This is a genomic window from Paraburkholderia sp. J69-1 (assembly GCF_905220255.1).
Taxonomy (GTDB): Bacteria; Pseudomonadota; Gammaproteobacteria; order Burkholderiales; family Burkholderiaceae; genus Paraburkholderia.
Genome location: NZ_CAJMZG010000005.1, coordinates 422030 through 447610 on the forward strand (window position 1 = coordinate 422030; position 25581 = coordinate 447610).

Below are 25581 nucleotides of genomic sequence, written 5' to 3' on the forward strand. Positions count from 1 at the left end.
ATTTCCTGTCTTATCTGATTCTCGCCTTGTCGGCGCTGATCCGGACTTCGTGTCCCTGATCAATCAATAGGTCTCTCAAACGCTGAAAGTCATTCCGGTTCGGTATCCCCGCGAACCAGACGCTTCCGTCTTCGTCAAACATGACGTCCAGTGACTTGTCGCTTTCGACAAGCCCCCGCTCGTAGACGCCAAATCGGGCTCGTCCAGCGTCTGTCAGTAGGTGAAGACGCTGGTTGTCGCTTCCGCGCAGTGGCCGCGTGTGCGGTGTCTGTATCTCAAACGGATCAGTGATGAGTGCATCGACCAATCCGTCCATTTCAGTGAGCTTGTCCGTCAGCGCTTCGAACGGGTGCCCGCTATATACGAGTACGTCTCCGCGCCATCGACTTCTCAGCGCCGACAGCAGGGCGGATAGCGCGTCGGGTTGCTCGAACGGCTCGCCGCCGGAAATGGTGACACCCTCGGAATGAGGCAGCCAGTTCTCAAGCTGCTCCATCACCGCCTGGACGGTAGTCTCGCCGCCCGTGTTTGCCCACGTGTCCGCAGAGATACAGCCCGGGCAGCGAATACTGCAACCCTGGAACCAGATCCCGATGCGCTTCCCCGGTCCGAGGCTCGTGACGGGGAAATGCAGGCGCGAAATCCGGATATTCATGGGTTACATCTTTTCCAGATGGAACACGCCAGTATCAATGCCGGTGATAGCAAAGCGGTCGCCCGGCTTTGCATCATGGTCGAAAAGGCCGCGTGCCAGCGGATTGATGAGCCGAGCCTCAATCTGGTTTCGGATCCCGCGCCCGCCGTTGGACAAATCAGCCAGGCATTGACGTCGCAGAGCGTCCAGCGATTCACCCTTCAACTCGACCGCTACCTCCTGGGTGTGAATGTCGTCTAGGACGGCACGTACCATCTGCTCGAAGATCTCGTGCGCAATGTCTTCCCGGATGAAATCGAAGACGATGACGTTCTCGCCGATGCGGTTCAGTATTTCCGGGCGGTTCAGCACGAGTTTGAAGTGCCGCTGAATTTCACCGAGCACCTTCTCCTGGACCTCATCGAAGTCCTCGCCGGGCAGCACGTTCGGCACGCGAGCGCCGAACTCATCCTGACGATAGATGCCAAGGTTGGACGTGAAGATGATCAGCGCTTCGGAGAAGTAGACGCGGTCGCCGCGCCCCGACGTCAGCACACCGTCGTCCAGGATCTGGAGGAACTTGTCGAGAATGCGTGGATGCGCTTTCTCGATTTCGTCGAACAGCACGACACTGAAGGGCCGTTCGCGGATGGCGTTGGTGAGTTCGCCGCCGACGTCGTAGCCAACGTAACCCGGCGGCGCGCCAATGAGGCGCTGGTCAGCGTGCTCGGCGCTGAATTCCGACATATCAAAGCGGATGTATGCGCTTTCGTCGCCAAACAGCAAGCTCGTAATCGTTTTTGCCAGCTCGGTCTTGCCGACCCCGGTGGGACCTGCGAGGAAGGCGACGCCGCGCGGGCGGTTGCCCTTGCGCTGTGAGCCCACCCCCGTCATTGCGCGCTTGACGAGATCCAGCATGTGCGTGACCGCGTGCGACTGGCCTTTGACGCGCTGGCGGACAGTTGCCTCTGCGTTGCGTATCTTTTCGCGGTCAATCTGCAGCCAGGGGTCTTCGGTTACGCCAACCTTGTATCGCCGGACTGCGTCGGCGATTTTGTCCACGGTGACACCTTCGACCCGTGCAAGTGTCGCAATGGCGTTCATGTCTGCGAGGAGAAGGCTTTCGCAGCCATCTACGAAAGCCTTGTTGGCTTCCGCGAGCATCTCCGGCGAAGCTTGCGGCGCACCCGGAACGCCGCGCAGGAGCGCGGAAGACAGGGAGCTTCGCGCGATGCTGTCGGGTTTCGAAACCGGGATGTGACGGATGCGCGGATTCTCGATGAGCATCCAGTCCGGAAGGTCTCCCTCTTTATCGACGACCCATACAACCGTGTTGAAGAATGGCCGACGGTGCTGGCCAGCGGGGCGAGGAGCGACGGTGTGCGCCAGCACGAGCGCACGCGTAAAAAGGTTGTGCTCGGCGGCGGTCAGCGATTCCGTCCGAACCGCCAGTCGCGAGGCGAAATCCACCACAAGCGCGACAGGTTCGCCGGGTAGCGTGGCGAGGCGCTCGAGACAGGCCGTCAGTGCATCCAGACCGCCAGGCGCGGCCCCTTCGACCGCCGTGAGGCCAAGGCGTCGCAGGGTATCGTCTGCCGACTCAGTTGGCGGCACATGGCTGTCAGGGACAGTGAAGCCGGCTACAGGGTTCCACACAACGACCTGCTGATATCCCTCTACGCGCAGGTTTAAGCTCAACATGCCGACAAGCGGCTGTGCTGTTACCACGTCTGGCGCGATTTCACACGCTTGCAGGTCTCGGACATTTCCCGAGAGAACGAACTGGCTTTTTAAAGGGAGAAATCGCAACAAATCCCGTAACCAACGGGGCTTTACATAGGCGGACATGGCTGCAGCAATCGCGTGAGCAGAAAGCAAAACGTTACCATAAGCCCAAGTAGTGAAAATGCGTTTTGAATGAGTTTGCGCATTTTCGGTAAGGTAAATCGGCACGAAGGTGCTGCCACGGTTCAAACTCGCGGGAAAACGATTGCTGCTCGCTCAAGCACTGGCTAGCGGTGGTGTGCCTTGAATAGCGGGGCCTGGAAGTTTTTAATATGGAGTAGCGAGTCGGTTTATTCTTTTGGTGCGTCGTTCATGGGCTACTGCCAGCACAAAGCGCCATCATGGGCAGAGGTGTAGATGATTCGCAAAATAAACCGGGCCCAACGCGCCTCAAGCGCGTAATTCCGAGGTGGTTTAACGAGCGCCCAACTCCGCCTGCGCCATCTTTGTAGGGGGAGCGCGGTGGTAGAGTTTGGGGAGAAGATGAAGCGGAGGCCGAATGGAGGCTTATACTTCTCGCAAACGCAGCAGCCACGGGGGTGGCGGTAGGCTGCCAATCAAAAATATTAGCCAAGAAATATGAGTTTGCGTCCTCAAAATCAATGCCATAGCTGCGCCTATACTTGGTATCCGCGAGGTAAGCATTTGTCCTTGCGTTGCCCGAGCTGCGGGAGCCGTAATACCGGGGTAGTGCAGCGGCCTGTCGAGTCGTCGTCCGGTTGTGGGTCCTTCTTGATTGGCGTCGTTGTCGTCGTTGCCGGGATCATCTGGGTTGGAAGCAAGATTTTTAGCTCGTCGCCTTCATCGGCGTCCGATCAAGTGGTTGCGAGCGCAACGGAAGTCAGCGCATCTGCGGTGGACCAAACTCCCATAGCAGCTTCCTCAAGCGTTGCTGCTGATACATCAGTGCCGACGGAGGTTGCCGCTTCTGACGTGGGTAGCGACGTCGCCTCCTCACCAGCCAGCACGACGGTCGCTGCAAGTACTGATGCGTCGGCCCCTGCCACGAGCCCGGCAGGCCTGCCGCGAACATTTCAGACGAGCTTCGACTGCTCAAAAGCATCAGCAGACGATGAAACTGCAATATGCAGTGACGCTGGATTGGCAGCGATGGATCGGCAACTGGACGAGCTCTATCATTCAACGCTTCAGACCATATCCAATCCCAAAGCCCTCGAACAGAGCGAATCTGATTGGTTGGCCACGAGACAGATGTGTAACAAAGATCTCGATTGCCTGCGCCACGCATATGGCGCACGTATCGGGCAATTCTTAGGCTCTCTAGGTTCAAAACCGCTGCTCGCATCTGATGCCGCGACTGTTCAACAGTAGCTGGTTCGGGTGAGGCCGCGTCGCTAACGTTAGTCATTGCGATGTGCTCGTCAGTAATGCTGGCATTGCGGGCCCTACAGGCGGTGTCGAAGATATGATCCCGAACAATGGGTGCGCACAATATCGACTAATCTCGACAGTCAGTTCTATTTTCTCAGGCGCGCGGTGCCGGTGCTCAAGGCGTCGTCGGATTGCGCGAGCATCGTCGCTGTTTCTTCGGTGGTGGGGCGGCTTGGCTATGCGTTTAGAACGCCTTATGCATCGACAAAATGGGCGATTGTGGGGCTCGTGAAATCGCTGGCGGTCGAACTTGGGCCGGGCAACATGCGAGTGAACGCGATTTTGCCCGGCGTGGTGGAAGGGGAGAGAATGAATCGCGTAATCTCTGCGCGCGCTGATGCGCTGGGTCTGCCATTCGCAACAATGCGCGAGGAGTATCTGAAGAAGATATCGCTGCGACGTATGGTGACCATCGACGATATCGCGGCGACCGCGTTGTTTCTCACCTCGCCAGCGGGCCGCAATATTACCGGCCAGGCGATTAGCGTGGGTGGCAATGTGGAGTATTTGTGAGTGGGGCGTTCGGAAAGTTGGCTGAGTGATGCGTTTCTAAATTTATTCAATTAAAACAATAATATAGGCGAAATCGAGGGGTGGCCTTTGCTCACAATCGTGCGACGGGCGGCCGTTGCAGATTTTTTCATGCACCAGACATGCAATTTCCTTGAACGGCTCCAGTCATACGCTGTCAGCCGTTCAATATTTTCACCCCGCATTAGCCATGCGCAGATCCTTTGCGATGTCTCCGCAAGTAAGAATGCTCATTTGATTGTAGGCGCTAACGTTTGCGCGTTCGTAAACAGGAAAAATAAAGCCATTCTTCTTCGCACTCAAGTAATTTGCAATCGTGCCGATATCCGGTTTCGTAAAGCCCATTAAACGAGATGTCATCGACAAGACGGAAATGGCCGCTAGCACTTTAGTGCAGGTTGGTTCGTCGATTTTGTAATTGGCATGAATAAATTGCGCGAATCCGATGATATGATTCGTTGAAATTGAGATCGGTGATTCTCGTAAGCCGACTCGCTATGCCGGATAGATCGCACAGCTTGAAACCGTTTGCAGGTTTCGGCGGTCACGCAGCGAATGAGAGCAAAGAATGAAAGAGAAGGACGGGGAATGGCTGCTGCCATCGGGGGTATGGGAGCAGTCCGATGATGCGTTTGTGTTGACGAGGACGGCGCTTGGCCGTCCTGTATCTACGCTGCTCGCGAGCGGCGACGTGGCCGCGCTGCTTGGCGCGACGGCGGACGATTCCGGGCCGCCGCGCCATTTTCCGCCTGAATTTTCTCATTCGCCGATAACGGGAAAACCGTTGCGCGCGCAAGCACAAAGCGTTGTTCCCGGCTGGGCACCGCCATCGGGTAACGACCTGGTGGACGCATCGAGTCAGTCGGAAGCTCGCGGCTTGCGCCGGACCTCGCACCGTTTGCTGTTGAAGGACGCCAAGTCGCGCGTGCCTGAAAACAATGCCGACGAGAGCATGGAAATGCCGCCGCCAGGCGACTATCAGTTCTTCTCCGTCTCAGTTGGAACATCGGCCGCAATACTGATTGCGTTCGATCCTGTCAAAGGTTCCTTGTACACCTGGTTGCCGGCCTCACGCCGATGGCAATCCATGGAGAGCGTCAGCGGTGGCCTCGTGGAAGTCTGCGAGTTGCCCCATCACGCCTGGCGTGCCGAAATGGCCAGGTCTGAGGGCCAACTCTCGCAGGTGATGTACGTACCGACGGACGCTGGATTGGCGCGCATTACGCTCGACGTAGCCTCAATGACGTATGAAGTCGCGCACATCGGCGGCGCGCGGGCGGTGGGGGCGCCGATCGCCTTCGATAATCGCATCTGGGTTCCGGTTATCTCGGCTACGGGTGAGATCGGCTTCATTGGCGTCGATCCGCGTGAGGGTGGACACATCGAGGTCAAGCTGGATGCAAGTTCGAGTAGCGCATGCGACGTTTCACAGATCGGCTTGCCGGTTTCCTATAACCGCGTCGCGGTCTGGGGATGCAGGAGCGGCCAGTTGCGTCTTCAAAAGCTTGCGGACAACAGCGTGAGCGTAAGTTTCGAGCCATGGCCCGCGCACGTGGTGCCGCATCTGGATTACGGCAGCCCCTATCTTTCTCGCAGTGGCGAGCTATGGCAAGTCTGTTTCGACACGTCCGCCGACCGTTATGTCTGGGTGCGTATCGACCGCGTTCAGGCGACGCCGATGGAGGCCACCACGCTGCGCCTGTGTTCCGGCAAGCTGAATTTCCGCATTACGTCGAAAACGTCTTCGCCGCCGTGGGAAGAGCCGGAGCACAGCAACGATACGGCCTCGAGCGACTTCATCGTGCCGTTGCTCGAGTCGTCGATTGGCGAAGCCGTAATTGGCCTGCGGCTCATGAGTGCGTCCGGCATTGCCGATGCCCTCGAGTCGAAGGAGCGCGTTCAATACACGTTGTGCTTCGAGGACACCGATCACGACGTGGCGTTTGCGCTTGCGTCAGTTCAGGAGCCGTGGCGTATCCGCCTGTTCATTCACAACAACGTGCTGTGGGCCTACCACGCGCAGGCACGCCAGATTGAAGGATGGAGACTCGCATGAAAAGCTGGCTTCGCATCGCCATGGGCGCCATGGCGATGAGTGCGTTCGGCTGCGCATCTGCCGCCGGTGTCCAGCAGGCATTTCTGGTGCAGAACTCCGGCTGGATGGAGCCCTTCTACACGGACCCTGCATCGCAGTTCAAGCCGCTCGTTACAGCCGTTGCAAATGCCGTCACAGCAGCCGATGAGCCAGCCTTTCTACTGGCATTCAGCCAGAGCAGCGGCGATAACGTTTCGCCGCGCGTGCTCAAGGCGGGCACTGGCGCGGCGAGTTTCGCCGCAGCGCTGTCGACGCTCGACATCGCGCGAAAGTCCGCAGGCGGAGCATTGGCTGACACCGATTTCAAAGAGGCTGTCGTCAAGACCATTACTGGCCCGTTCCATTCGGCTCCGGGCATTGTCTGGATCTTCACGAACAACAGGAACAGTCCCGGTAACGACCAGGCGACGGCGGCGCGCAACCTCGATTTTTACAAGCTGCTGCACCTCGAACCATCGATTTCGAAGACGCTGGTGTTCCCCCTGCGTATGTCGGTCAAGGGCAAGCTATATCAGGCGCAGGGCATGATGGTTTATGCGCTCGCCTACGGCGAACCAGCCGCCCGCGAGCTTGACGGGATCCTGAAAGCGGGGCGCCTGTCGCAAGTCCTGACGCGCCCGCCTGCCCGCCTGAAGCCACTCGATATGGACGCGGTGCGTATCGTGCCGGAATCGGTGGCGAATACGCCGGACGTCCATCCGAGCCTTGGTTCGGATCAGCGCAGTCTGGTGCTGGACGTGGATGCGGGCAAGGTCGTGCCGACCATCGACATGCGCGCGTCATTGCAGAATCTGTTTTATCCGTACGTCATCAAGCACGCTACGGTGGCTGCGACGCTGACGCAGGGCGGCCGCACCGTGCCGGTCGATGTCAGTCCTGCGGCAGTCGATGATCTGCTGCCCGGAGAGCGCAAGGCGGTTCAGGTCCATCTGACGTTGCCGGTCGAGCAGGTGCCGTCTTCATGGTCGCCGCAGGCGCTTGCGGCGATGGGAAAACAGGTTCTCATGCCGATGAGCGTGAACCTCGAACTCGACGACCAGCAACTCGCACTTTCGGACGACTTCAAGGCGCAGCTCACCCATGATTTCCCAGGCGATCCGATCTCCGACATCTTCGCGGCGCCTTCCAGCGTGCGCAGCTCCGTGGCGACGGTTCCGGTCGTTTTGCGTATCCAGTATCCGTTGCTGCCGCTGATCGTGGCGATCTGCAGCGTGCTGGCGCTCGTTGGGGGGCTGGCGGCGCTCGCGCTGCTGTCCGGCCGGAGCCGGCGTTATCCGCTGGTTGTCAACGATACCCATCGACACGTCGTACTCAAGCCGTTTGCCAGCGTGCAGATTCGCGACGAAAACGGCACGCCGGTCGGAACCGTCAGACGGGGCCTGGGGCGCCCCAGGGTGACACAGGTCGCTGACGGTCACACGTTATCGCTTCGATAACACCTCGTATTTCAAATTACACACTCAACTGCACGTAGAGACCAATATGGCGCAAGAACAGAAAGACCAGAGCGGCTTCGCACTGCCCGCACCGCAAACCCAGAGCGCGCCCGCTGCCAGCGGCACTGTGTCGGGCAGCAGCGTGACGCAAACGGAGATCGTCACCTCGACCACGACCAACGTGAATGTCGACACGTCCTCGCGCGATCTGCTGATCGGCGGTGCCATTCTGCTGGTGCTGTTCATCGCCTTCTTCTTCCTGCGTGGAGCCTACGCTAATACGCTCGTCGCGAAACGTATTCCGCCGAACAAGGCGAATGCTGCAGGCTGGTGGCTCTTCGTGTTCCTAGCCAGCCTGTCGACCGGTGTCGTACTGTCGGCGGTGAACCCGGCGCGCTTTCTTGCGCCGCTCATCGTCGGGCCTCTGGGGCTAGTCGCGCTCGTCGCCATCCTGCTGATGATCCTGTCGGGTCGCAAGTAAGCCGGCGCGTCTTCACACCATTGCAACACGCGCTTTACGGACAGCTTCAAATCGGGGAATTGCGACACCATGTCTGACACCATCAATCAAACTATCGGCGCCGACGCAGGCAAGCAGGAACAGACTATCGAACTGCGTCCGACGCTGTTCATTGGTCTGGGCGGCACAGGCATGGAAGTGCTGATGCGCGTGCGCCGGCGGATCCTCAACACGTTGTGGGGCGGCGCGGGACAACGCACGCGTGTGGACAGCCTGACCGATTTCCCGGTCGCGCAATTTATCCAGTTCGATCTCGACACGGGCTCGATTGTCGAGCTCAATCGCGCCCAGGCCGACGATCTTCAGTTTCCGCTCGTCAAGTTCTCCGACGACGAGAAGATCGTCGAGACCTTCGATATGGACAAGTACAGCCGCGACGATGATGCGCTGGAAAAATATCCTCACGTCAAAGAGTGGTTGTCGCTGACGCCAAAAAAGATCCGCGAGCTGGGTATTGATCCGGCGAAAGGCGCGGGTCAGATTCGCGCCGTTTCGCGCCTCTATCTGTTCGACAAATACACGAAGCTGCGCGACAAGATCCGTCTTAAACTGCGCACGCTCAAAGCCGGTCTTTCGCACGAGCGTCAGCTCGCGGAACTCGGTTTGCGCATGGAAACCAGCAAGTTTCGCGTGGTGGTGGTGGCATCGGTTGCTGGTGGAACGGGTTCCGGCGCGTTCCTCGATGTGGGTTTGCTCTCGCGCTGGCTCGCGAAAACGGAAGTTGGTCACGCCGACGTCGAATTGATGCTGTTTCTGCCGACGGGCTATGCCGACAAGAACAAGGATCGCACGGCGGCAAATGGCTACGCCGCGTTGATGGAGCTCGAGTCGGCGATGATGGGCAACAAAGGCTATGTGGGCCGCTGGGATGCCTACGATCAGCCGGAGCTGCCGCGCGAGCCGTATGGCGAGGTGTATCTCATCGATTCGGGCAACCTCGCGCAACAGAATACGAAGGACATCAACGATGTCTATCACATGGTTGCAGACGCGCTGTTTGAGGATTTCGCCTCGGGCGATTTTGCGCGGCGCAAACGCTCGGTCGCGGTGAATCAGGCACAGCACAAGAATTTTCTGCACGATGCGCTGGTGCCGCGCAACCGCTTCGCGGACATGCGCCTGTCTTATTCGAAGCGCTTTTCGGCGTTCGGCCATGCCACGCTCGACACGCGTCAGGAAGCGCGCCGCGACGAGCTTGCCCATCGCTGGGCCGGCGCGATGCTGCAGGCATTCTTCGGTGTCGGTAGCGGCGATCTTGGCGCCAATCGCGCGACGGACAAGCAGCGCGACGAGTTCCTCGCGGCACACGTCGCGCTGCGCCCGATGCCGTTCAGCGAATTTCCGGAGTTCTCCGACAAGAGCATCGAGTTGCAACGCTCGAGCGGCGAATTCACCGACTTCGCGATTACGAGCGATTTGTTGCAGGACAAGAACGGCTTGCTTCTGGCAGGCATCGAACAGCGTGTCAACGCGCAGATCAACGCTATTCGAAGCGGTTTTCAGCGGGCCGAATGGCCCACGCATCTGCGTGAGGCGATGAAGCAGCTTGAACGCGACGCCGTGCGCGACCAGGACTCGACTGCAGATACGACTGAGGATCGTGTCAGCAAGCGCCGCCGTGAAATCTTCGAGCGCATCAAGAAGACGGTCAGCGATCAGCTGTACGCTTACCTCGACAACAAGGAATTTGGCGGCCTCGAATACGTGCTTTCGCTGGTCGAGCAGATCAAGGACCGCCTGGAGGCGCAGGGCACGGGCCTGATCGCTGCGCTGGAGTTGAACGCGGAGCGTTACCGCGAAATCAAGGAAGCGGTGCGCAGCCGCGAATACGAGCGTCTGCTCGACAATCTTGCGCAAACGCGTTCGGGCCTGTTCGGTCTGGGCGGCGGCGACAAGCAGGCAAACACGGTGCTGGATCACTTGCGCATCGAAATGGCCAACGCGCTCAAGTTCCACCTGCGCGCCAAAGCGGCCAGCGAAGCCGCACAACTGATGCAGGATGTGTCTGCCTGGCTCGGCCGCAAAACGGGTATCGACGCGCAGGGGCGTGCGGTTTGGAGTGGTCAGGTCGGCGAATTCCAGTCTGGGCGCGATCAGGTGCTCGGCATGCTCAGGGATTTGCAGAGCGCCAATGCGATTCTGCAGCAGGATCTGACCAAGCAGCACAGCACCCTGATCGTGGTGCCGGCCACATTGCGCGATGTGCCGATGCCCGCCGCGCCGCAATTGCGTGAATGGGCTGACGACGCGTTCAAGGATATCGGCGGCTCCAAGGTCTTGTTCCCGATGCTCGCCGACGCCGAGCAGCGCAGTGAAATTCTTCTCAAGATCAAGCGTATGGCCGAGCGCCAGCTCAGCGTGCTGGGCGCGGCCGACACGGGCAGCGAAGTGGTCGATCCGTTGCTCGATGCCTTGGATCAGATGTCGCCCGGACAGCGGGGCGAATACTTCCGCAAGCTGCTGGCTTGTGCGATGCCCTGGATCGACGCCAATCTGGGCGGAGATTTCATGCTCAATGCGGACCAGTACAAATGCTTTATCGGCGTGAATGGTGCCGATGAATTCCGCCGCAAGTTCGGTGCGGAAATCGATGCGAGCGTACCGACTCATGCAGGCATCACGCCCGCGCAGATTTCGATTGTCGAGACCGGCTTGCCGGGTCGCGCGGTCTGTTACAGCGAACTCTCCGGCGTACCGATGACGGTGCTGCGCGGGCTCGAAGGCTGGCGCACGAGTTATCGAAAGGAATCCGAAAAGAGCCCGACGCACGCGCATATCGACTCGACGCAATTCAGCCATCCGATGGCACCGAGTACCGACGAAATCAGTCGTCTGGCCGAGGACTTCAAACAGTATCTCCTCGCCATCATGCTCGGTACGCTCACACGCGCGACGCAACGCGTGACGCCGCCGGGGCAGTATCAGTTCGCCGTGGCGCGGGGCGACGTGCGCCGCATTGGCAACGAGCGGGCAATTCGCCAGAACGGCCTGCCGGTGACGTATCGTGCGGGCATCGTCAACCGCGTGCAGGAAGCGCTCGCCGATCTCGATGCATTGCAGACAAGTGCGCTTGCCGCGCTGTGCTGCTACTACGAAACGGCGGTGTACACGCCCAAGCTGGTATCCGATTCGACAGGCGCGGAGCAGGTGCGCAAAGGTTTCGCCAGCGCCATTGCCGGCGAAGCGAAGCGGGATCTGCGTGATAGCGCCCGTCGCAAGGGGGTGAGCGAGGCGGAGCTCGACCGCCATGAGCGACGGCTGCTCGATGATCTGCCGTCGTGGGCCTCGGTGATCGGCGACTCGGACGCGGATGCCTATGACTGGGAAGTGCGCGAACCGAACGAAGATCAGGTACCGCGTCTGAAGTTTGCGTTGCGCCCGGAGCGTCTCGTGCCTGGTGGGTTCAACGACCTGTTGCAGCAGCAGGCGGCCGCGCCCGTGGCTGCGATAGCACCTTCGCCGTATTTGCCGATGGCGGCGCCGGCTCCGGCTCCGGTTGCCCCGCCGCCAGTTTTTGCACCCCCACCGCTGGTGGCTACGCCGCCGGGACTGCCGCCCGCGCCCGGCGCGTTGCCGCCCGTTGCGCATCAGTATCTGCTCGGCATCAATGGCCAACAGTTTGGACCGTATAACGCCCAGCAGGTCGTGCAGTTCGTGCAAGCCGGACAAATCGCGCTGCCGGCTACCAAGGTCTGGCGCTCGGGGCTTGCAGAGTGGGTCGAATTGGCCACTTTTGCCGAGTTGATGGGGGCGTCGCAGCCGCAAATGATGCCGCCGCCCTTGATGCCGGGTGCGCCCCCTTTGCCGCTGTGAAGGCGTGAAGAACAGCGCCGGGCTTGCTGCCCGGCATGCGATTAGCAGGAAAACGCCGTGAAAAACTGTATTCAATGCGATAAACGTTTGTTCGGGACAGTTGCGTTCTGTCCGTTTTGCGGGACCACGACCGGTGAAGTGCCGGTCGAGCTCGCTGTGGCTCAAGCCGTCGTCTCAGCTCAGGTCGAGGAGCCTGTACCGGCACGAGAAAAAGGCGCCGCGGCAGTCGCGCCCGAGCCCGATCAGGAACGCGCGCAACCGCAACAGCCTCAACAGCGAAAGGCGAACGGGCGCGCCGAAAAGACGCCGTCGCGCGATGCAGAGAAAGCGCCTGCGGTAACCGTGAAGCAGGAGCGTCAGGCGAGGGCGAAAGCAGCGCCGCAGAAAGAAGCGCCTCAGCCCGTGCAGAAGGGCCAGGCGAAGCGGCCGCGCAAGTGGCTGCGCAATATCGCACTCGGTGCGGGTGCAATCGTCGTCGTGCTGATGTTGATTGGACGAGGTGCGAGCAAGCACGAGGCCGCCTGCAACCAGCAAATCGATGCGGGCACAAAGCTTTTGCAGAGCGGAGATCTCGCGGGCGCGGCGCAGCAGGGCAAACTGGCCGCAGCCAGTTGCACCGGCAATCTCGAAGCGAAGGCGACGGCCTTTCAGACGCTCGTGACCAACGCAGAGTCGGCGGCGGCGTCCGTACACGCGCAGTGCTCGCGTGCCTATAACGCGGTGATGTCGCGGTTGCACGACGGCCGCCTGAGCGCGGCGGTCAGTGGTCTGAACCAGTTGCCGCTGGCCTGTGCAGGCACGCCGGACGCGAACCAGCTCAAGGATCAGGTCGAACAGGCGAGTACTGCAGCCGATACCGCCGAGCAGCAGGCCCGCACCGCGATTGCTGCAGGCAATACAGAAGCAGCCACGGAAGCGCTCAACGAACTCGCGCGTCTAGATCGTTTCCGGCAAGTATTGCCGTCGCTGCGCGCACAGGCCGCTGCGATTGCGACCACCGTTCCGGCCGTTACATCGACGGATCAAGCCGCGCCGGCTTCTGCTGCGCAAGCGCCCATTTTGCAGGCGCCCGTGGCTCAGGCTGTGCATCCCTCGACGGTTCCCTCATCCGGGGCGAGTGGCGAAGCCCTTGCCGCGCAGCAATTCATTCGCGATGCGCAAACGGCGTTGGCACAAGGTCGCTTCGATGCGGCCAAAACCTATCTGGATACTGCACGGCGCCTGAATCCGGACAATCCGCGCATCGATGCACTGGCGCGTGTGGTACGCGATCGTGAGCGTCAGGTGCTCGAAGACGACACAACAATCAAATGAACGGGGTATTGAACATGTTCGAGAAGTCCTGCAAACGGTTGGTGGTCCCGGCCGTCATCACCTGCCTGCTAGCCGGTTGCGCCGTGCCGCCGCAAAACGGTGCAACACCGGGCGACGCCGCTGCGACGAGTACAGATCCGTGTTCGGTCGGTACATCGGCGGCGGCGGGGGCGGCGGTCGGTGCCTTGATCGGCGCATTGGCTGGCGGCACCAAGGGGGCGTTGATCGGCGCGGCTGCGGGCGGTGTGCTGGTCGGTGCGGGCTGCTATGCCGTGAATGTGCGATCGCGGCAGGTGCGTACCGCGGCTGAAGTCGATCACGATTACATCGCGCGACGCGGCACGTTGCCGCCGCAACCGCAGGTCGTTGCCTATAACGTCCAGGTTAATAACCGCGCTGTGCGCGGCAAACCGTTTACGGTCACTACCGAAGCGGAACTCGTTAATGGCCGCAATCAGCAGATCAACGATGTAAAAGAGCAGATTGTGCTGCTCGATCCGAAGGGCGAACCGTTCAAGAACGGCACCAAGCCACTCGAAACGCAGAATGCATCCGCCGGCAAGTTTGAGAACTCGTTTGAGTTGACGCTGCCGCAGGGCGTTTCGCAAGGCGTTTATGCCATGAAGACCAACCTTTACGTCAATGGGCGCCTGGCTGCTACACGCGATCTGCGCACGCAGGTGGTGCTGGACGATCAAGGCCAGGTGACGCTGGTTGCTGCAATGTGAGTGCGCAATCGGGAGCAGGGCATCGCTCCCGGTTGCAGATCCAGATGAGCGGCACGCCGCTGCTATCGATATCGGGCGTTTCTGACGGGCATTCGCGGGAGCGCCGCCTGCCCGCTATAGCCCATAAAAATCAAACTCAGCGCACCGGCGGCGCAGCGGCCAGCAGGCTGCGCAAGAACATCATGATCATGCGTCCAATGGGCGCTTCGGCGAGCAGCGTTCGCTGCAATGCGAGTCCTTGCGAGAGCCCCATGAAGGACGCGGCCAGCACAGTGGGCGATTCTGGCGGGACCTTTTTCATTCTGGCGAAAATCTGCGTGATGCACCAGGCAAGGCCATCGCGGTGAGCGTTGAGCAGTTCCTCCGAGGCCGCGGCAAACACGGGGCTGCGCTGGCCTTGAAGCTTGAACTCCACGCCTAGCACCGACCACTCGGGTTCAGCGTCAAGCGTCTGCGCCCAGATCTCCAGCGCGTTCAATATGTCTTCCGCCGAGGCCGATGGGTCACTGAGCGCCCGCGCAATGTCGGTGACTTGCGTCGTTGAGCGCTCTCGCATCAATTCCACGAACAGCTCTTCTTTGCTGGCGAAATTCGAATAGAAAGCACCCTGCGTATAACCGGCCTCGGACGCAATGTCCCTGAGCGATGTTGCGCCGAACCCTCGCTCGACGAATAAGCGCTTCGCCGCAGCAAGCAAATGGGTTCGAGTCTGCAATTGACTGGCTTCGCGGCTCAGCCGCGGTGGGGAGGACGCCGCTTTCATGGCCGCAAGGATATCAGTTGATATTTAAATTTCAAATGGATATTATTACATTCGCATATCAATTGATACGTCAATGTAAGGGTTGCGTCCCTGTGAGGCAGGGCGCGGATATCGGCAAAAGACTGGGTGTGTGATGCAGGGTGTGCAATGCACTAACCAGGCCATGAATTACGGAAAGCGAGCATGAATAGCAAGGTGAGCGTGTTGAAGCAGCAACTCGTGCGACTCGATGAGCGAATTTCAGTTGCCTGGCAACAGGAGCAGAAAGCCGCGATCGAGCACATCCGCCAGGTGATGAACTTCTTCAATCTCGTGCCGAACCAGTTGCGTGTCGACCGGCGCGGCCGCTATAACACCCGACCGCTTCAGATGAAGTATCAGGACCCCGTCACAGGCGCGACATGGACCGGCCGCGGACGCGCGCCGTCGTGGATACGGAACAAAAGCTATAACGACTTTCTTGTCCCTCAGCCCGATGGCGTTGGGACAGATGCGAGAGGGCGCTCGAATCGATCGAACGCCTCTGACGAAATTCTGCGCTGAATCGCAGACGCCGTCCTTTACGCCGCGTCAGCCTGCTCGCGCATACGACGGGCTTCGTCGCGCAGGAATTGCTGGTAATCATCCAGATCGCCATCGAAGGGTTCGACGCCACCCTTGGTGACCAGCCAGAACTCGTCGCAGACCGCGCGCAGCAGCGCCCGGTCGTGACTGACCAGCATCACCGTGCCCTCGAATTCATTGAGCGCCATGGCGAGCGCTTCGCGCGTAGCGAGGTCGAGGTGGTTGGTCGGCTCGTCGAGCAGCAGCAGGTTGGGGCGCTGCCACACGATCATGCACAGCACGAGGCGAGCCTTTTCGCCGCCGCTCATCGTGTGAACGGCCTGGTGCACCGTGTCGCCGCTGAAATTGAAGGTGCCGAGGAAGGTGCGCAGCGATTGTTCCGTGCCGCTCTGACCCGGCGCGCGCATGCTCGGCGGCGTGTCCCTGGCAAGGCGGATCATATGCTCCATCGGCGTGTCTTGCGGGCGCAGGACGTCGAGTTCCTGCTGCGCGAAATAGCCGATGTTCAGGCCCTTGCCCTCGCTGATTTCGCCGGCAATCGGCTTCAGCGCGTGCGCGACCGTTTTCACCAGCGTCGACTTGCCCTGGCCGTTGGCACCGAGAATGCCGATGCGCTGCCCGGCCAGCACGGAGCGATTGATGCCCCGCACGATAACCGTAGGCGGCGTGCCCGGCTCTGCGTCTTCCGGCGCGGGATAACCGAAACTCGCGTCGAGCATCGACAACAGCGGGTTCGGGACGTTGAGCGGCTCCTTGAACTCGAAGTTGAACTCGGCTTCCGCAAGCACCGGTGCGATTTTCTCCATGCGTTCGAGTGCTTTGACGCGGCTCTGCGCCTGCTTTGCCTTCGAGGCCTTGGCCTTGAAACGGTCGATGAACTTCTGCAGATGCGCGATCTTGTCCGCCTGCCTGGCGAGCGCGGCCTGCTGCAACTCCAGCTGCTCGGCACGCATGTCTTCGAACTTGCTGTAGTTGCCGCCGTAGCGCACGAGCTTGGCGTTGTCGACGTGCACCGTCACCTGCGTGACCGCGTCGAGGAATTCGCGGTCGTGGCTGATCACCACGAGCGTACCCTGATAGCGTTTGAGCCAGGCCTCCAGCCAGACCAGTGCATCGAGGTCCAGGTGGTTGGTCGGTTCGTCGAGCAGCAGCAAGTCGGACGGGCACATCAGCGCGCGCGCCAGTTGCAGTCGCATGCGCCAGCCGCCGGAGAAACTGCTGACCGGCTGGTCAAGCTGCGCGGCCGTAAAGCCGAGCCCCTGAATCAGCGCCTGGGCGCGTGCGGACGCGTCGTGCGCGCCGGCGTCGTGCAGGGCCATGTACGCGTGCGCCATGCGCATGCCGTCGTCGCTGGCCTCGGCGGCGGCGACTTCGGCCTGGGCGGCCAGCAGGACGGTGTCACCCTCGACCACGAAGTCCGTCGCGCCTTGCTCGGTTTCCGGCATATCCTGCGCGACCTGGCCCATTTTCCAGGCAGCCGGGATCGAGAACTCGCCGCTGTCTTCGTGCAGCGTGCCGTTGAGAAGCGCGAAGAATGACGATTTGCCGGCGCCATTGCGGCCGACCAGGCCGATCTTTTCGCCAGGGGTAAAGGTGACGGAGGCGCTGTCGAGCACGACCTTGACGCCGCGGCGCAGCGTGACATTACGGACGGAAATCATAAGAAGCTACTTCGGAGAGGAATGGCATGATAGCCGACCGGGCGCGCGGGGCGGTCTCTTTTCTGAGCCCCCTGCGCTTGACGGCCGTTTTGGCCGCGTTTATTGGTCGTGCTTATTGGCCATGATTATCGGCTACACGGCAGGCCTCACCGAAAGCGCTTCAGTCGGCAGCTAGATACCCAGGCGTTTCCGGAAGGTACTGGGTTTCGCTCTGTTCCGCTTCGATGAAAGCGGTGAAATCGGCTGCCTGCAGCGCCGCGGTATCGGCACTCGCGAGCGGACGTTTTCGCATGGCCTGGCTCAGGATATAAGGCGCGTGCTGATAGAAGAGTTCGAGTTGCCGCGCATCCGATGCGCGAGGCTCGAGGCCAAAAACTTCCTCGAGCGCCCGGCGTGCGAGATGAAAACGCTGAAGTCCGCGAATGACGCGGACCTGAAACACCACCCCATCACTGTTGTGAGGGATTGCAGCCCAAATCAGCGCGCTGCCCATGACGAGTCCCCATTCGGCGACAAACCTGATTTAAAGTTCGTTGCTTGATGATGGCCCGCGAAAAATCCGTTTCAAAAATACGATGATCTGACTTTGGTATTTTCACCACACATGGCGAGTGAGTCTGAAGTCAAGCGGAAATCGCGTTATCCGCGCGTATCGACCCAGTTGCGCGCCCAGCGTGTCGAGTGCTGCAGCGCCTGTTCTTCCGTTGCGAAGTAGTCGAGCGAATAGAACTGATAGCAACCGTCGGCGTGCGCACTATTGGTGCGTTCGAGCATCAGGTTGGATGAAAAGCACCCGTCGGCCAAACGATGCGCGGACGGTGTAACGGCGTAGCCGTTGTATTGGTGAATTTGATTGGTTTGCATTTTAATTTTATTAGTATCCGAATGCGCGTGTGTCGTGCGATACGAGCACAGGCGAGCTGATTCAAAGCCACTGCGAGCCGAATCTGGAGTAGTCGGAAAACAAAAAGGCGTAAGAGCCGAAGGGGAGAATGAGGTGCAACGAGGCGTATGGCGTCGGGCCGAGCTGCTCGATACAGGGCAGCCGAGGGCGATCGCGCCAACTTTGGGAGACTTATGCTCCGCGAGGGTGTCGCTGCAACCCGGCGTCCGTTGTCGGAAGCCGGGTCCTTCAAACTTTACAGCGGCTTGATGTTAGCCGCTTGCAGACCCTTCGGGCCTTGCTTCGTTTCGAAGCTCACTTTCTGGTTTTCAGCGAGCGTCTTGAAGCCGTCGGTCTTGATTTCCGAGAAATGAGCGAACAGGTCGTCGCCACCCTTGTCCGGGGTGATGAAGCCAAAGCCCTTGCTGTCGTTGAACCACTTAACGGTACCGGTTTCCATGGAAAATCCTTGAGGTAAAAAAATACGAAAGTTCGCTCAATAAAGAGAACGTGTGAAGCGACAAGGAGGGAGGTGACCACGAATACCGCTGAGGAGCGAGCAATTGATGAACAGCAATCGAACTTCTTGACCTTCGAACGACACACTAACCGCATGAGCGTATCAGCGTCAAGAATTATCTTGTAACTGTTCCGCCGAGCGTTCGTTCGAGTCAATGAGCGATGCGGCCCCGATTGCCCGCGCGCCTCATCGGGCGCGGCACGTGTGCAACCCTGCTTGCGCGATGGGCGGCCGCTTTATCAGGGCCGCGCTCCATCGCTTCGATCAGTAGCGCTTTTTCGGCGGCATCGACCGCTTGGCCAGCTTGCGCACGCGTGCGACCGCAGCCGCCTTCTTGCGCTTGCGTTCGGTCGTAGGCTTTTCATAGGCCGTGCGGGAACGCAGTTCCTGAATCAGGCCAGTGCGCTCGATTGCGCGACGGAAGCGGCGCAGTGCGACGTCCACGGGTTCGTCGGGTTTCAGAATTACGGTAGTCAACTCATTCCTTTGTTGAGATCCGGCAGCAGGGAAAAGGGCGATGTGGATGCCATTTTCCTTGACTGGCAGCGATCAGGCGGATCGTGGTGAGCAGCAGAGACGCTGGTGCTTGCACCTCGCAGCGCCGCAAGTGTAGCAATTGTTGCTGCTTTCGCGTGGAGTAATCGACCGGATGTAGCGTTGGGCGCGGGTGCGAGGCCGTAAAATAGGTCCAAAACCTCGATCGCATGGATCGCGCCAGCACCGCGTTTCGGTGCCCGACGTCGGCGGTTGGTTCAATTTATAGCGGATAAACAGCAGCGGAGAAGACGGGCAATGAAAATGGCAGACCTCATGACCACGCGCCTGGTCACGGTGGGTTTCGACGACACGCTTGAAACCGTCAAGGAGATCTTTGAGCAGACCGGGTTCCATCACCTGCTGGTGGTCGAGGACAGAAAGCTGCAAGGTGTGGTGTCCGATCGAGACCTCCTGCGTGCGTTGAGCCCCTTCATCGACAGCGTGGTGGAGACGAAGCGGGATCTGGGGACACTGACGAGGCGCGTTCATCAGATCATGAGCCGAAAGCCGTTGACACTCGGTGCGGACGCCGGGGTAGAAGAAGCGATCCAGTTATTTCTCGAGAATTCGATTTCGTGTATCCCCATCGTGAACGCTGAATTCGTTCCGATTGGCATTGTCAGCTGGCGGGATATTCTGCGGTCTTATCCGCGACAGTAAGTAGTCGACGGCCGCCTCGTTCGTTCGGAAACAAGGGCGCACACGCGAGGCGTTTGATGATGCTAAGGTTAAACGTGTCGCGTCGGCAAACCGAAACGCGGTCGTAGTCGACGACGTCCAGTCAACCGGCGAAGGAGAGACTATGAGGAAGCTTGTGACGCTCGCGATCCTGGTCGCAGTAGCCAGTTCATTGAGTGGGTGTTTCTGGGGCCCGCCGCCTGGTGGAGGACCCGGCGGCCCTGGCGGACCCGGAGGCGGCCAGGGTGGCCCCGGTGATGGTCCCGGCCCTCACGGGGCAATCGTCGTGCCGCATGCAGATCGGGCGGCCTGACCGCAACACCGGACCCGACAAGGTGCCAGGCGCAGAGGCGTTCAGTGCAGCGAACGCCGATTCTGCGTAGAAATGAACTCAGCGTGTGAGTCGCCTGTCACTTTGAGCTGCACCTCGCCAATACCCATCGCGCGTTCGATGAGAAGCCTGTCGCCCGCGGCGCCACCGCGCAGGCCTGCGGGTCGCGAGCATTCCCGGACAGGACGAACTGACTTTTCAAAGGCAAAAAGCGTATTAAATCCTTTAACCAGCGGGGCTTCTCATAGTCGGGCATGGCGTCGTTTAAAGCATGTCCATTAAATTCGCCCATAAAACCGGCTAATCACGGGCAGTAAGGCTGCCGGGGCGCGACGTCCCGCACCCTGGCACCCCAGGCGCCATCCATCGTTATGCGCCGTTCGATCCGAAAGCAGCGGATGCATCGCCGGCACCCGACGAACTTTCATTCGTGATCACCACATAGCGGCCATAAAAGAACGGCATGCCGAAATCCAGGCCGTCCTCGACGAGACCGTACACGCCGATATCGTTAAACGCATAGACGCCGCTGCTGCTCAGCAGCGTATTCACATTGCCAACCTTGAACGTGCCGGTATAGGAGCCGCTGGAACTGCTGGCGCCGCTGTTGGGCGCGAACGTCACGGATTCGGTCTGCACCGACGACGGACAGTAATAGCCGCTATAGGTGCCCGTGCACTGCGTCAGCGAGCTGTCCTGGAAGTACAGGAAGTTTGTGCCGGAGTCGATGAAGCTGTACTGGTTGGCGGTGCCGCCGTAGGTTGCGGTGAACTCGAAGTTCGCGTCGAGCGCAATCGTGCTCAGCGACGTCAGGGTATTGTCCGACTGCGTGCCGACGCCGAGATAGAGCGTTCCGGTCGCGCTCGCCTGGCCGCTGTCCGACACACTCGGCATCGAAAGGACGATGCCGTTATTGTCGTTGGTGAGCATGCTGACTGGATTGGTCACCTGCTGGGTCAAAGGTACGGCGCTCTCCGTCGAGCAACCCGAGCCGCTCGAACAGGCGTAGTAGAGCGGCAGCGCGGTGCTCGCACACGATTGCCCGCAGTCGCGGATCTGCCCTTGCACGCCCAGAATGCCGTACGCGCCCAACTGGCTGACGGTGCCCATGTTTGTACCGGCGCTTGCGCATGACGACGGTGCCGAGCCGGCCGCCGAATCGGCGATCACCTCGATCGGAACGCTCGACGCCGTCTCGCTGCCCAGTTCTACATCAGCCAGACGCACCGAGCCCCAGGTATAGCCGCTGACGAACTGGCTGCATTCATCGATGTAATATCCCGACGACAATTGCTCGCGGCTCATGCCGGCCAGCGTCGTCGAACTCAGCTTCGACGCCAGCACGCGCAGGCCGGTGGAACCGGTATCCAGCAGCACGTGATCGATCGTGTCGCAGGTACTGGTGCCGGGCGCGCAGACGGTCACCGTGACGAAGGGCAGGTTCGGGTAGTTGCTGAGGCTTTTCTCCACCGTCACCGTCATTGAGTTGCTCACGCTCGCGGATGCCGTCGTCCCCGTCGAGGTCGATGAGCTTGACGAACTCGATGAACTCGACGAGTCGCTCGAACTGGAGGAACTGCTTGAGCCGTCCGACGAACCGCCACCGCCGCAGGCCGCCAGTGCAAGCACCAGACCACACGCTGCGATCCGGGCGACAGTGCGACGCGGCGCCAGTACGAACGCGCGTTGGAACGAGGCGCGGCTGGCAGGGAAAGGACTCGCCAGGAGCGCGATAGCGCAGGCGAATACCGCGAGGAAAGACATTGTCGTCATGACTGGACTATGGCGAGAAAAACGAAAGCGGAAGAGGACACCAGCCGCGCAAACGCTGCACGTTACCGATGCGTCAGTTACTGGATGACCGACGTGCTGAGGTCGGTCGGCAACAGTGACGGCAGCCAGGCGCGGCCGTGGAAGTGCCGTTGATGGCCTTGCACCTGCACGACGAAATCATCGGTGCTGATATTCACGCCACCGTTGCGCTGCCGGTTGGTCTGGCTTTGCAGCGCGGCCACGTATTCGGAGAAGATCGTGCTCCCCATGAAGGAGCGCAGATCGGGAATGAAGGGGCCGTCCCACGCCAGCGCGAACACCGTGCCGTCGACATTCAGGTATTCGCGTTCGGTCACGCCGTTGTCGAGCGTCGATTCGCGTACCGTGTACGTGGTGGAGGTGCTGGTGGACGAGGTCGAAGACGTGCTGCTCGTGGCCTTCAGCGCGACGGCTTCAGAGGTCCGGACGCTGGTCATCGGGAGCGTCGGCTGACCGCCGAGGGCGGCATGGGCGCCGGCGCAGAACACGCTGCCCAATACCAGCACGGCGATCCGTGCCGCGGCCCGCGTGGTCGCGGACGTATGAGGGACGGCGGGCATGACGGCTGACACAGCCGCCGCACAACGCAAGCGATTCACGGGAATCTCTCCTGACAAACGGGAAACGGGATGATAAATACGGTATTTTTGTTCGTGTGCTCATCGCTGAGGCGAATGCCGGCTTTCGATGGGCACGACGGCTATTTTTCGCGCGATATTCGAATTGTCGATGTCAACAATGACGATTCAATGTTGCATGCAGCCGGAAATCCGGCCGCGGCGGCGCAATATTAATTGAGCATGCAACGAATCAATCGCGCGATTCTACACAAGAAGAATCATTCATTCAGCCCCAGAAAACCTGGCTTATCGCTGATGATCGGATATTCCGTCTACCCAAAGGTCTTCAGCGTCTGGAATATGATGGGAAGCGCATCCAGATAAAAGGATCGGGGATTCTTCCGCCGCGAAATCGATCGATATAGCGGTATTTATCGAGTCGTTCCTTACTTTGTCTTTCCTGTTGGCCTGCGGGCCGTCGCGCGTTATGCCTAATCAGTCAGGAAGCGATGCATGACGTAGGCGTCGACATAGCCCAATTTTGGGTGGCGGAAAACGCTTGGCAGTGTTCCCACAATCGAAAAACCCAGTTTCTGCCAGAGAGCGACCGCAGCCGTATTGGTGCTGACCACAAAGTTGAATTGCATCGCCTCATAACCGGCCTTGCGGGCCTCCTGCAGGCAGTGCAATCCCAATTGCTGACCAATGCCTTTGCCGCTGTGACCAGGCGAGACCATGAACGACGCGTTGGCGACGTGGTTGCCCAGGTCGCGCGTGTTGGGAATCAGCTTATAGAAACCGACGATCTGGCCATCCTCCTGCGCTACGTAAGAGACAACGCCGGGTCCGAACCAGTAGGTAAAAGCGTCCTCGTGCGATGTATCGGGGGCAAACACATAGGTGTCCCCGTTGCTGATCACTTGCTGGAAAATCGGCCAGATGGCTTCAAAATCAGATTCGACTGCCGGGCGGATATTCATACAGGGCGTGGTTCCTTTATTTCGAGTCTGCCGAGGGGCTTAAAACGGTCGTGCGCAACCTTGCTGGCGCAGGATCGTCCCGGCCAGCGGGCCGCATCACGCGCGGCTGGATCGAGTCTAGCACCCTCAAAATGGCCGGTTGACTGCCTCAAAAACGACGGGCGCCGCCACGCGCGGTCTGCCTGTTCGTCGACGCCCCATTTCAATCGCGGTACGAGCCGATCGACTGTCTTTGTCCGACTGCGCAGATCTTGCTGACGCCCTCTCTTGGTGTTTTCTCCTATAGCGAAAATTTCGCCAAAATGTCCTTGCATCAAACGAGATTTACTTCTATCAAACAAATTTTGACGCCGAATTTTGTTCCTGATATCGTTTCTTTACGTGGGAAGGGGGCAGGTCACCACGCACGCAGAAGCGATGTTTTTCTACGTGATCGACGGTGAAATGCCGCTGGAACTGGAAGGCAGGGCGAATGTGCCGGGAGTAGAAGATCCGGCTCATGATCAGTCCACGGTGCGGTAACAACGTAGGTAAACAAGCGGTCGTCATTCAGCTAATGACGCGGCTGTTCCAGTTGGGAGACACAGGTAGCGACGCGTGGCGCTTGCCTGCATAAAATTGTAAGGATGGCGAAGTGAATAAGTTGCATCGGCTGCGCTCGTCAATACGACGCTGGCCATTGCGACTTGAGGCGACGTGCACTCTGTGCGCCGTCATCTGCATTAAAAAAACCATTTCAATCAAATAATTACATCAGGCAGTGGAACACAGATGAAGAACAACAACATCAAACTCAGCGTTATCGCTGTGGCTGCTTTCGCAGCATCCTCGGCAGCCATGGCGCAGTCGTCGGTCACTTTGTACGGCATGCTCGACGCAGGTATCGGCTATACCTCGAACGTCGGCGGTCACAGCAAGGTGAGCCAGGACGGCGGTGCGGCAGGCTCGAACAAGTGGGGCCTCAAAGGACAGGAAGATCTCGGCGGCGGCCTCAAGGCAGTCTTCAAGCTCGAAAATGGTTTTAACATCGGCACCGGCAAAATTAACGGCCAAGGTCCTATTGGCTCCACGCGTTCGCTGTTCAACCGTCAGGCTTACGTAGGCCTCGCATCGGACGAATACGGTACGGTGCGTCTGGGTCGCCAGATCGATGCTGTGACGGAAATGATTCAAGGCCTCACGGGCGACGGCATTTCGGCAGCGGCATTCTCGACCCCGGGCGACGTCGACAACAACGACAACACGACGAACCAGAACAACGCCGTCAAATACATTTCGCCGGTTTTCCACGGCTTGCAGGTTGAAGGCGCGTACTCGTTCGGTGGCGTTGCCGGCGCAATGGGCTCGGGCCAATCGTGGTCGGTGGCAGCGGATTACGTTCAAGGCGGGTTGACCGCGGCTGGCGGCTACTTCCGTGCCGTGAATCAAGGCGAGAGCGGCTGGGAAAACGCAACGGCACAGCCGTCGTTCGGCGGCGCGCTGGGCTATCCTAGCTCGGGCTACTACGGTGGCAATGCGTTCAAGAGCGCGGGCATTGCTCAAGTCGCGGGTCAATACCAGTTCGGTCCGTACACGGCTGGCCTGCGTTACTCGAACGCACAGTACGAGGGTTTCAACGGTCAACCGTCGATTCACTTCAACGTGTTCGCGGGTCTTCTGCAGTATCAGGTCACCCCGGCGCTTTCACTGGCGACCGAATACACGTACGTCTACGGTTCGGCGGCCACGCCTGATCAATCGACCCAGGGCCGCACGATGGCCTCGATCAACCAGGTGTCGCTGGGCGCTACGTATGCGCTGTCGAAGAGCACCTCGGTCTATGTGATGGGTGCCTATGTTCACGCGTTGGGCGCTCAGGCTTCGGTTGCTGACTTTGGTAACACCGCATCGGGTGGCAACCAGATTCAAGCCAATATCGGCATGTATCACGCCTTCTAATCTAATCGCTGGTGCAGGTTGCCGGAGTCATGGCTGCATGACTCCGGCACAGATGCCCTCCGCGATTGAACCTCGACTGTCCTGACTGGCATCGACCCGGAATAAC

The 25581-nt window shown here is 59.8% G+C and carries 22 protein-coding genes and 1 pseudogene; 12 read left to right on the forward strand and 11 right to left on the reverse strand.

Going from position 1 to position 25581, the window contains the following annotated elements:
- Positions 1-10 precede the first annotated feature (10 nt).
- Both U5A67_RS12060 and U5A67_RS12065 read right to left on the reverse strand, forming a co-directional pair.
- On the reverse strand, positions 11-655 hold the full coding sequence (locus U5A67_RS12060; RefSeq protein WP_321814190.1) for a 4Fe-4S single cluster domain-containing protein: 645 nt from the start codon (positions 653-655) through the stop codon (positions 11-13).
- Positions 656-658: 3 nt separating this feature from the next.
- Positions 659-2482 (reverse strand): AAA family ATPase, encoded by a 1824-nt coding sequence (locus tag U5A67_RS12065; protein WP_321814191.1) that lies wholly within the window; start codon positions 2480-2482, stop codon positions 659-661.
- A gap of 669 nt (positions 2483-3151) precedes the next feature.
- Here U5A67_RS12065 and U5A67_RS12070 point away from each other — a divergent pair.
- The 8 genes and pseudogenes from U5A67_RS12070 to U5A67_RS12105 all read left to right on the forward strand — a co-directional run bounded on the left by U5A67_RS12070 (position 3152) and on the right by U5A67_RS12105 (position 14248).
- Positions 3152-3751 (forward strand): lysozyme inhibitor LprI family protein, encoded by a 600-nt coding sequence (locus tag U5A67_RS12070; RefSeq protein ID WP_321814192.1) that lies wholly within the window; start codon positions 3152-3154, stop codon positions 3749-3751.
- A gap of 40 nt (positions 3752-3791) precedes the next feature.
- Positions 3792-4324, forward strand: a pseudogene (locus U5A67_RS12075) (SDR family oxidoreductase); the annotation flags it as partial.
- Positions 4325-4910: 586 nt separating this feature from the next.
- Complete coding sequence (locus U5A67_RS12080) at positions 4911-6398, forward strand: hypothetical protein (protein WP_321814193.1); 1488 nt, start codon at positions 4911-4913, stop codon at positions 6396-6398.
- The gene (locus U5A67_RS12085) at positions 6395-7873 is read left to right on the forward strand and encodes a hypothetical protein (RefSeq protein ID WP_321814194.1); all 1479 of its coding nucleotides are present in this window, start codon (positions 6395-6397) and stop codon (positions 7871-7873) included. Before U5A67_RS12080 ends, U5A67_RS12085 begins: the two co-directional genes overlap by 4 nt.
- Before the next feature lie 46 nt (positions 7874-7919).
- Positions 7920-8354, forward strand: a complete 435-nt coding sequence (locus tag U5A67_RS12090) for a hypothetical protein (RefSeq protein WP_321814195.1) — start codon at positions 7920-7922, stop codon at positions 8352-8354.
- Between the two features lie 69 nt (positions 8355-8423).
- A complete protein-coding gene (locus tag U5A67_RS12095; RefSeq protein ID WP_321814196.1) occupies positions 8424-12206 on the forward strand; it encodes a tubulin-like doman-containing protein in 3783 nt (1260 codons plus the stop codon).
- Positions 12207-12362: 156 nt separating this feature from the next.
- Entirely contained in the window at positions 12363-13520 is a 1158-nt protein-coding gene (locus U5A67_RS12100) for a hypothetical protein (RefSeq protein ID WP_321814197.1), read from the forward strand.
- 14 nt (positions 13521-13534) lie between these two features.
- The gene (locus U5A67_RS12105) at positions 13535-14248 is read left to right on the forward strand and encodes a hypothetical protein (RefSeq protein ID WP_321959698.1); all 714 of its coding nucleotides are present in this window, start codon (positions 13535-13537) and stop codon (positions 14246-14248) included.
- Positions 14249-14384: 136 nt separating this feature from the next.
- On the opposite strand, the gene U5A67_RS12110 is transcribed toward U5A67_RS12105, so the two are convergent.
- Entirely contained in the window at positions 14385-15011 is a 627-nt protein-coding gene (locus U5A67_RS12110; RefSeq protein ID WP_321814199.1) for a helix-turn-helix domain-containing protein, read from the reverse strand.
- 183 nt (positions 15012-15194) lie between these two features.
- Between U5A67_RS12110 and U5A67_RS12115 the strand changes: the two genes are divergently transcribed.
- On the forward strand, positions 15195-15554 hold the full coding sequence (locus U5A67_RS12115; RefSeq protein WP_321814200.1) for an H-NS histone family protein: 360 nt from the start codon (positions 15195-15197) through the stop codon (positions 15552-15554).
- Positions 15555-15571: 17 nt separating this feature from the next.
- On the opposite strand, the gene U5A67_RS12120 is transcribed toward U5A67_RS12115, so the two are convergent.
- The 5 genes from U5A67_RS12120 to rpsU form a co-directional block, all read right to left on the reverse strand.
- Positions 15572-17236 (reverse strand): ABC-F family ATP-binding cassette domain-containing protein, encoded by a 1665-nt coding sequence (locus tag U5A67_RS12120; protein WP_321814201.1) that lies wholly within the window; start codon positions 17234-17236, stop codon positions 15572-15574.
- 160 nt (positions 17237-17396) lie between these two features.
- Positions 17397-17729 (reverse strand): hypothetical protein, encoded by a 333-nt coding sequence (locus tag U5A67_RS12125; RefSeq protein WP_321814202.1) that lies wholly within the window; start codon positions 17727-17729, stop codon positions 17397-17399.
- Positions 17730-17875: 146 nt separating this feature from the next.
- Positions 17876-18100, reverse strand: coding sequence for a hypothetical protein (locus U5A67_RS12130; protein WP_205982237.1), 225 nt, complete (start codon positions 18098-18100; stop codon positions 17876-17878).
- A 275-nt stretch (positions 18101-18375) separates the two neighbouring features.
- A complete protein-coding gene (locus U5A67_RS12135) occupies positions 18376-18579 on the reverse strand; it encodes a cold-shock protein (RefSeq protein ID WP_065065051.1) in 204 nt (67 codons plus the stop codon).
- 324 nt (positions 18580-18903) lie between these two features.
- Positions 18904-19116 carry a 30S ribosomal protein S21 gene (gene rpsU / locus U5A67_RS12140; protein ID WP_205982238.1) on the reverse strand — a complete coding sequence of 71 codons (213 nt, stop codon included), beginning with the start codon at positions 19114-19116 and terminating at the stop codon, positions 18904-18906.
- Between the two features lie 315 nt (positions 19117-19431).
- Between rpsU and U5A67_RS12145 the strand changes: the two genes are divergently transcribed.
- Positions 19432-19836: a CBS domain-containing protein gene (locus U5A67_RS12145; RefSeq protein ID WP_321814203.1), complete on the forward strand. Its 405-nt coding sequence runs from the start codon at positions 19432-19434 to the stop codon at positions 19834-19836.
- 718 nt (positions 19837-20554) lie between these two features.
- On the opposite strand, the gene U5A67_RS12150 is transcribed toward U5A67_RS12145, so the two are convergent.
- On the reverse strand, positions 20555-21655 hold the full coding sequence (locus U5A67_RS12150; RefSeq protein ID WP_321959699.1) for a DUF3443 family protein: 1101 nt from the start codon (positions 21653-21655) through the stop codon (positions 20555-20557).
- Here U5A67_RS12150 and U5A67_RS12155 point away from each other — a divergent pair.
- Positions 21636-22046 carry a hypothetical protein gene (locus tag U5A67_RS12155; RefSeq protein ID WP_321814205.1) on the forward strand — a complete coding sequence of 137 codons (411 nt, stop codon included), beginning with the start codon at positions 21636-21638 and terminating at the stop codon, positions 22044-22046. The two genes, U5A67_RS12150 and U5A67_RS12155, sit on opposite strands and share 20 nt — an antisense overlap.
- On the opposite strand, the gene U5A67_RS12160 is transcribed toward U5A67_RS12155, so the two are convergent.
- On the reverse strand, positions 22036-22596 hold the full coding sequence (locus tag U5A67_RS12160) for a DUF2844 domain-containing protein (RefSeq protein WP_321814206.1): 561 nt from the start codon (positions 22594-22596) through the stop codon (positions 22036-22038). The genes U5A67_RS12155 and U5A67_RS12160 overlap by 11 nt on opposite strands.
- Before the next feature lie 452 nt (positions 22597-23048).
- A complete protein-coding gene (locus U5A67_RS12165; RefSeq protein WP_321814207.1) occupies positions 23049-23537 on the reverse strand; it encodes a GNAT family N-acetyltransferase in 489 nt (162 codons plus the stop codon).
- Positions 23538-24308: 771 nt separating this feature from the next.
- Between U5A67_RS12165 and U5A67_RS12170 the strand changes: the two genes are divergently transcribed.
- The gene (locus U5A67_RS12170) at positions 24309-25475 is read left to right on the forward strand and encodes a porin (protein ID WP_205982244.1); all 1167 of its coding nucleotides are present in this window, start codon (positions 24309-24311) and stop codon (positions 25473-25475) included.
- The last annotated feature ends 106 nt before the right edge of the window (positions 25476-25581 follow it).

Bases quoted from the DNA above. Each gene is read 5' to 3' on its own strand.
- U5A67_RS12080 (WP_321814193.1), top strand. From the start codon at position 4,911: ATGAAAGAGAAGGACGGGGAATGGCTGCTGCCATCGGGGGTATGGGAG.
- U5A67_RS12090 (WP_321814195.1), top strand. From the start codon at position 7,920: ATGGCGCAAGAACAGAAAGACCAGAGCGGCTTCGCACTGCCCGCACCG.
- U5A67_RS12065 (WP_321814191.1), bottom strand. From the start codon at position 2,482: ATGTCCGCCTATGTAAAGCCCCGTTGGTTACGGGATTTGTTGCGATTT.
- U5A67_RS12135 (WP_065065051.1), bottom strand. From the start codon at position 18,579: ATGGAAACCGGTACCGTTAAGTGGTTCAACGACAGCAAGGGCTTTGGC.
- U5A67_RS12105 (WP_321959698.1), top strand. From the start codon at position 13,535: ATGTTCGAGAAGTCCTGCAAACGGTTGGTGGTCCCGGCCGTCATCACC.
- U5A67_RS12110 (WP_321814199.1), bottom strand. From the start codon at position 15,011: ATGAAAGCGGCGTCCTCCCCACCGCGGCTGAGCCGCGAAGCCAGTCAA.
- U5A67_RS12115 (WP_321814200.1), top strand. From the start codon at position 15,195: ATGAATAGCAAGGTGAGCGTGTTGAAGCAGCAACTCGTGCGACTCGAT.
- U5A67_RS12165 (WP_321814207.1), bottom strand. From the start codon at position 23,537: ATGAATATCCGCCCGGCAGTCGAATCTGATTTTGAAGCCATCTGGCCG.
- U5A67_RS12095 (WP_321814196.1), top strand. From the start codon at position 8,424: ATGTCTGACACCATCAATCAAACTATCGGCGCCGACGCAGGCAAGCAG.
- U5A67_RS12060 (WP_321814190.1), bottom strand. From the start codon at position 655: ATGAATATCCGGATTTCGCGCCTGCATTTCCCCGTCACGAGCCTCGGA.
- U5A67_RS12130 (WP_205982237.1), bottom strand. From the start codon at position 18,100: ATGCAAACCAATCAAATTCACCAATACAACGGCTACGCCGTTACACCG.
- U5A67_RS12145 (WP_321814203.1), top strand. From the start codon at position 19,432: ATGAAAATGGCAGACCTCATGACCACGCGCCTGGTCACGGTGGGTTTC.
- U5A67_RS12170 (WP_205982244.1), top strand. From the start codon at position 24,309: ATGAAGAACAACAACATCAAACTCAGCGTTATCGCTGTGGCTGCTTTC.
- U5A67_RS12085 (WP_321814194.1), top strand. From the start codon at position 6,395: ATGAAAAGCTGGCTTCGCATCGCCATGGGCGCCATGGCGATGAGTGCG.
- U5A67_RS12125 (WP_321814202.1), bottom strand. From the start codon at position 17,729: ATGGGCAGCGCGCTGATTTGGGCTGCAATCCCTCACAACAGTGATGGG.
- U5A67_RS12120 (WP_321814201.1), bottom strand. From the start codon at position 17,236: ATGATTTCCGTCCGTAATGTCACGCTGCGCCGCGGCGTCAAGGTCGTG.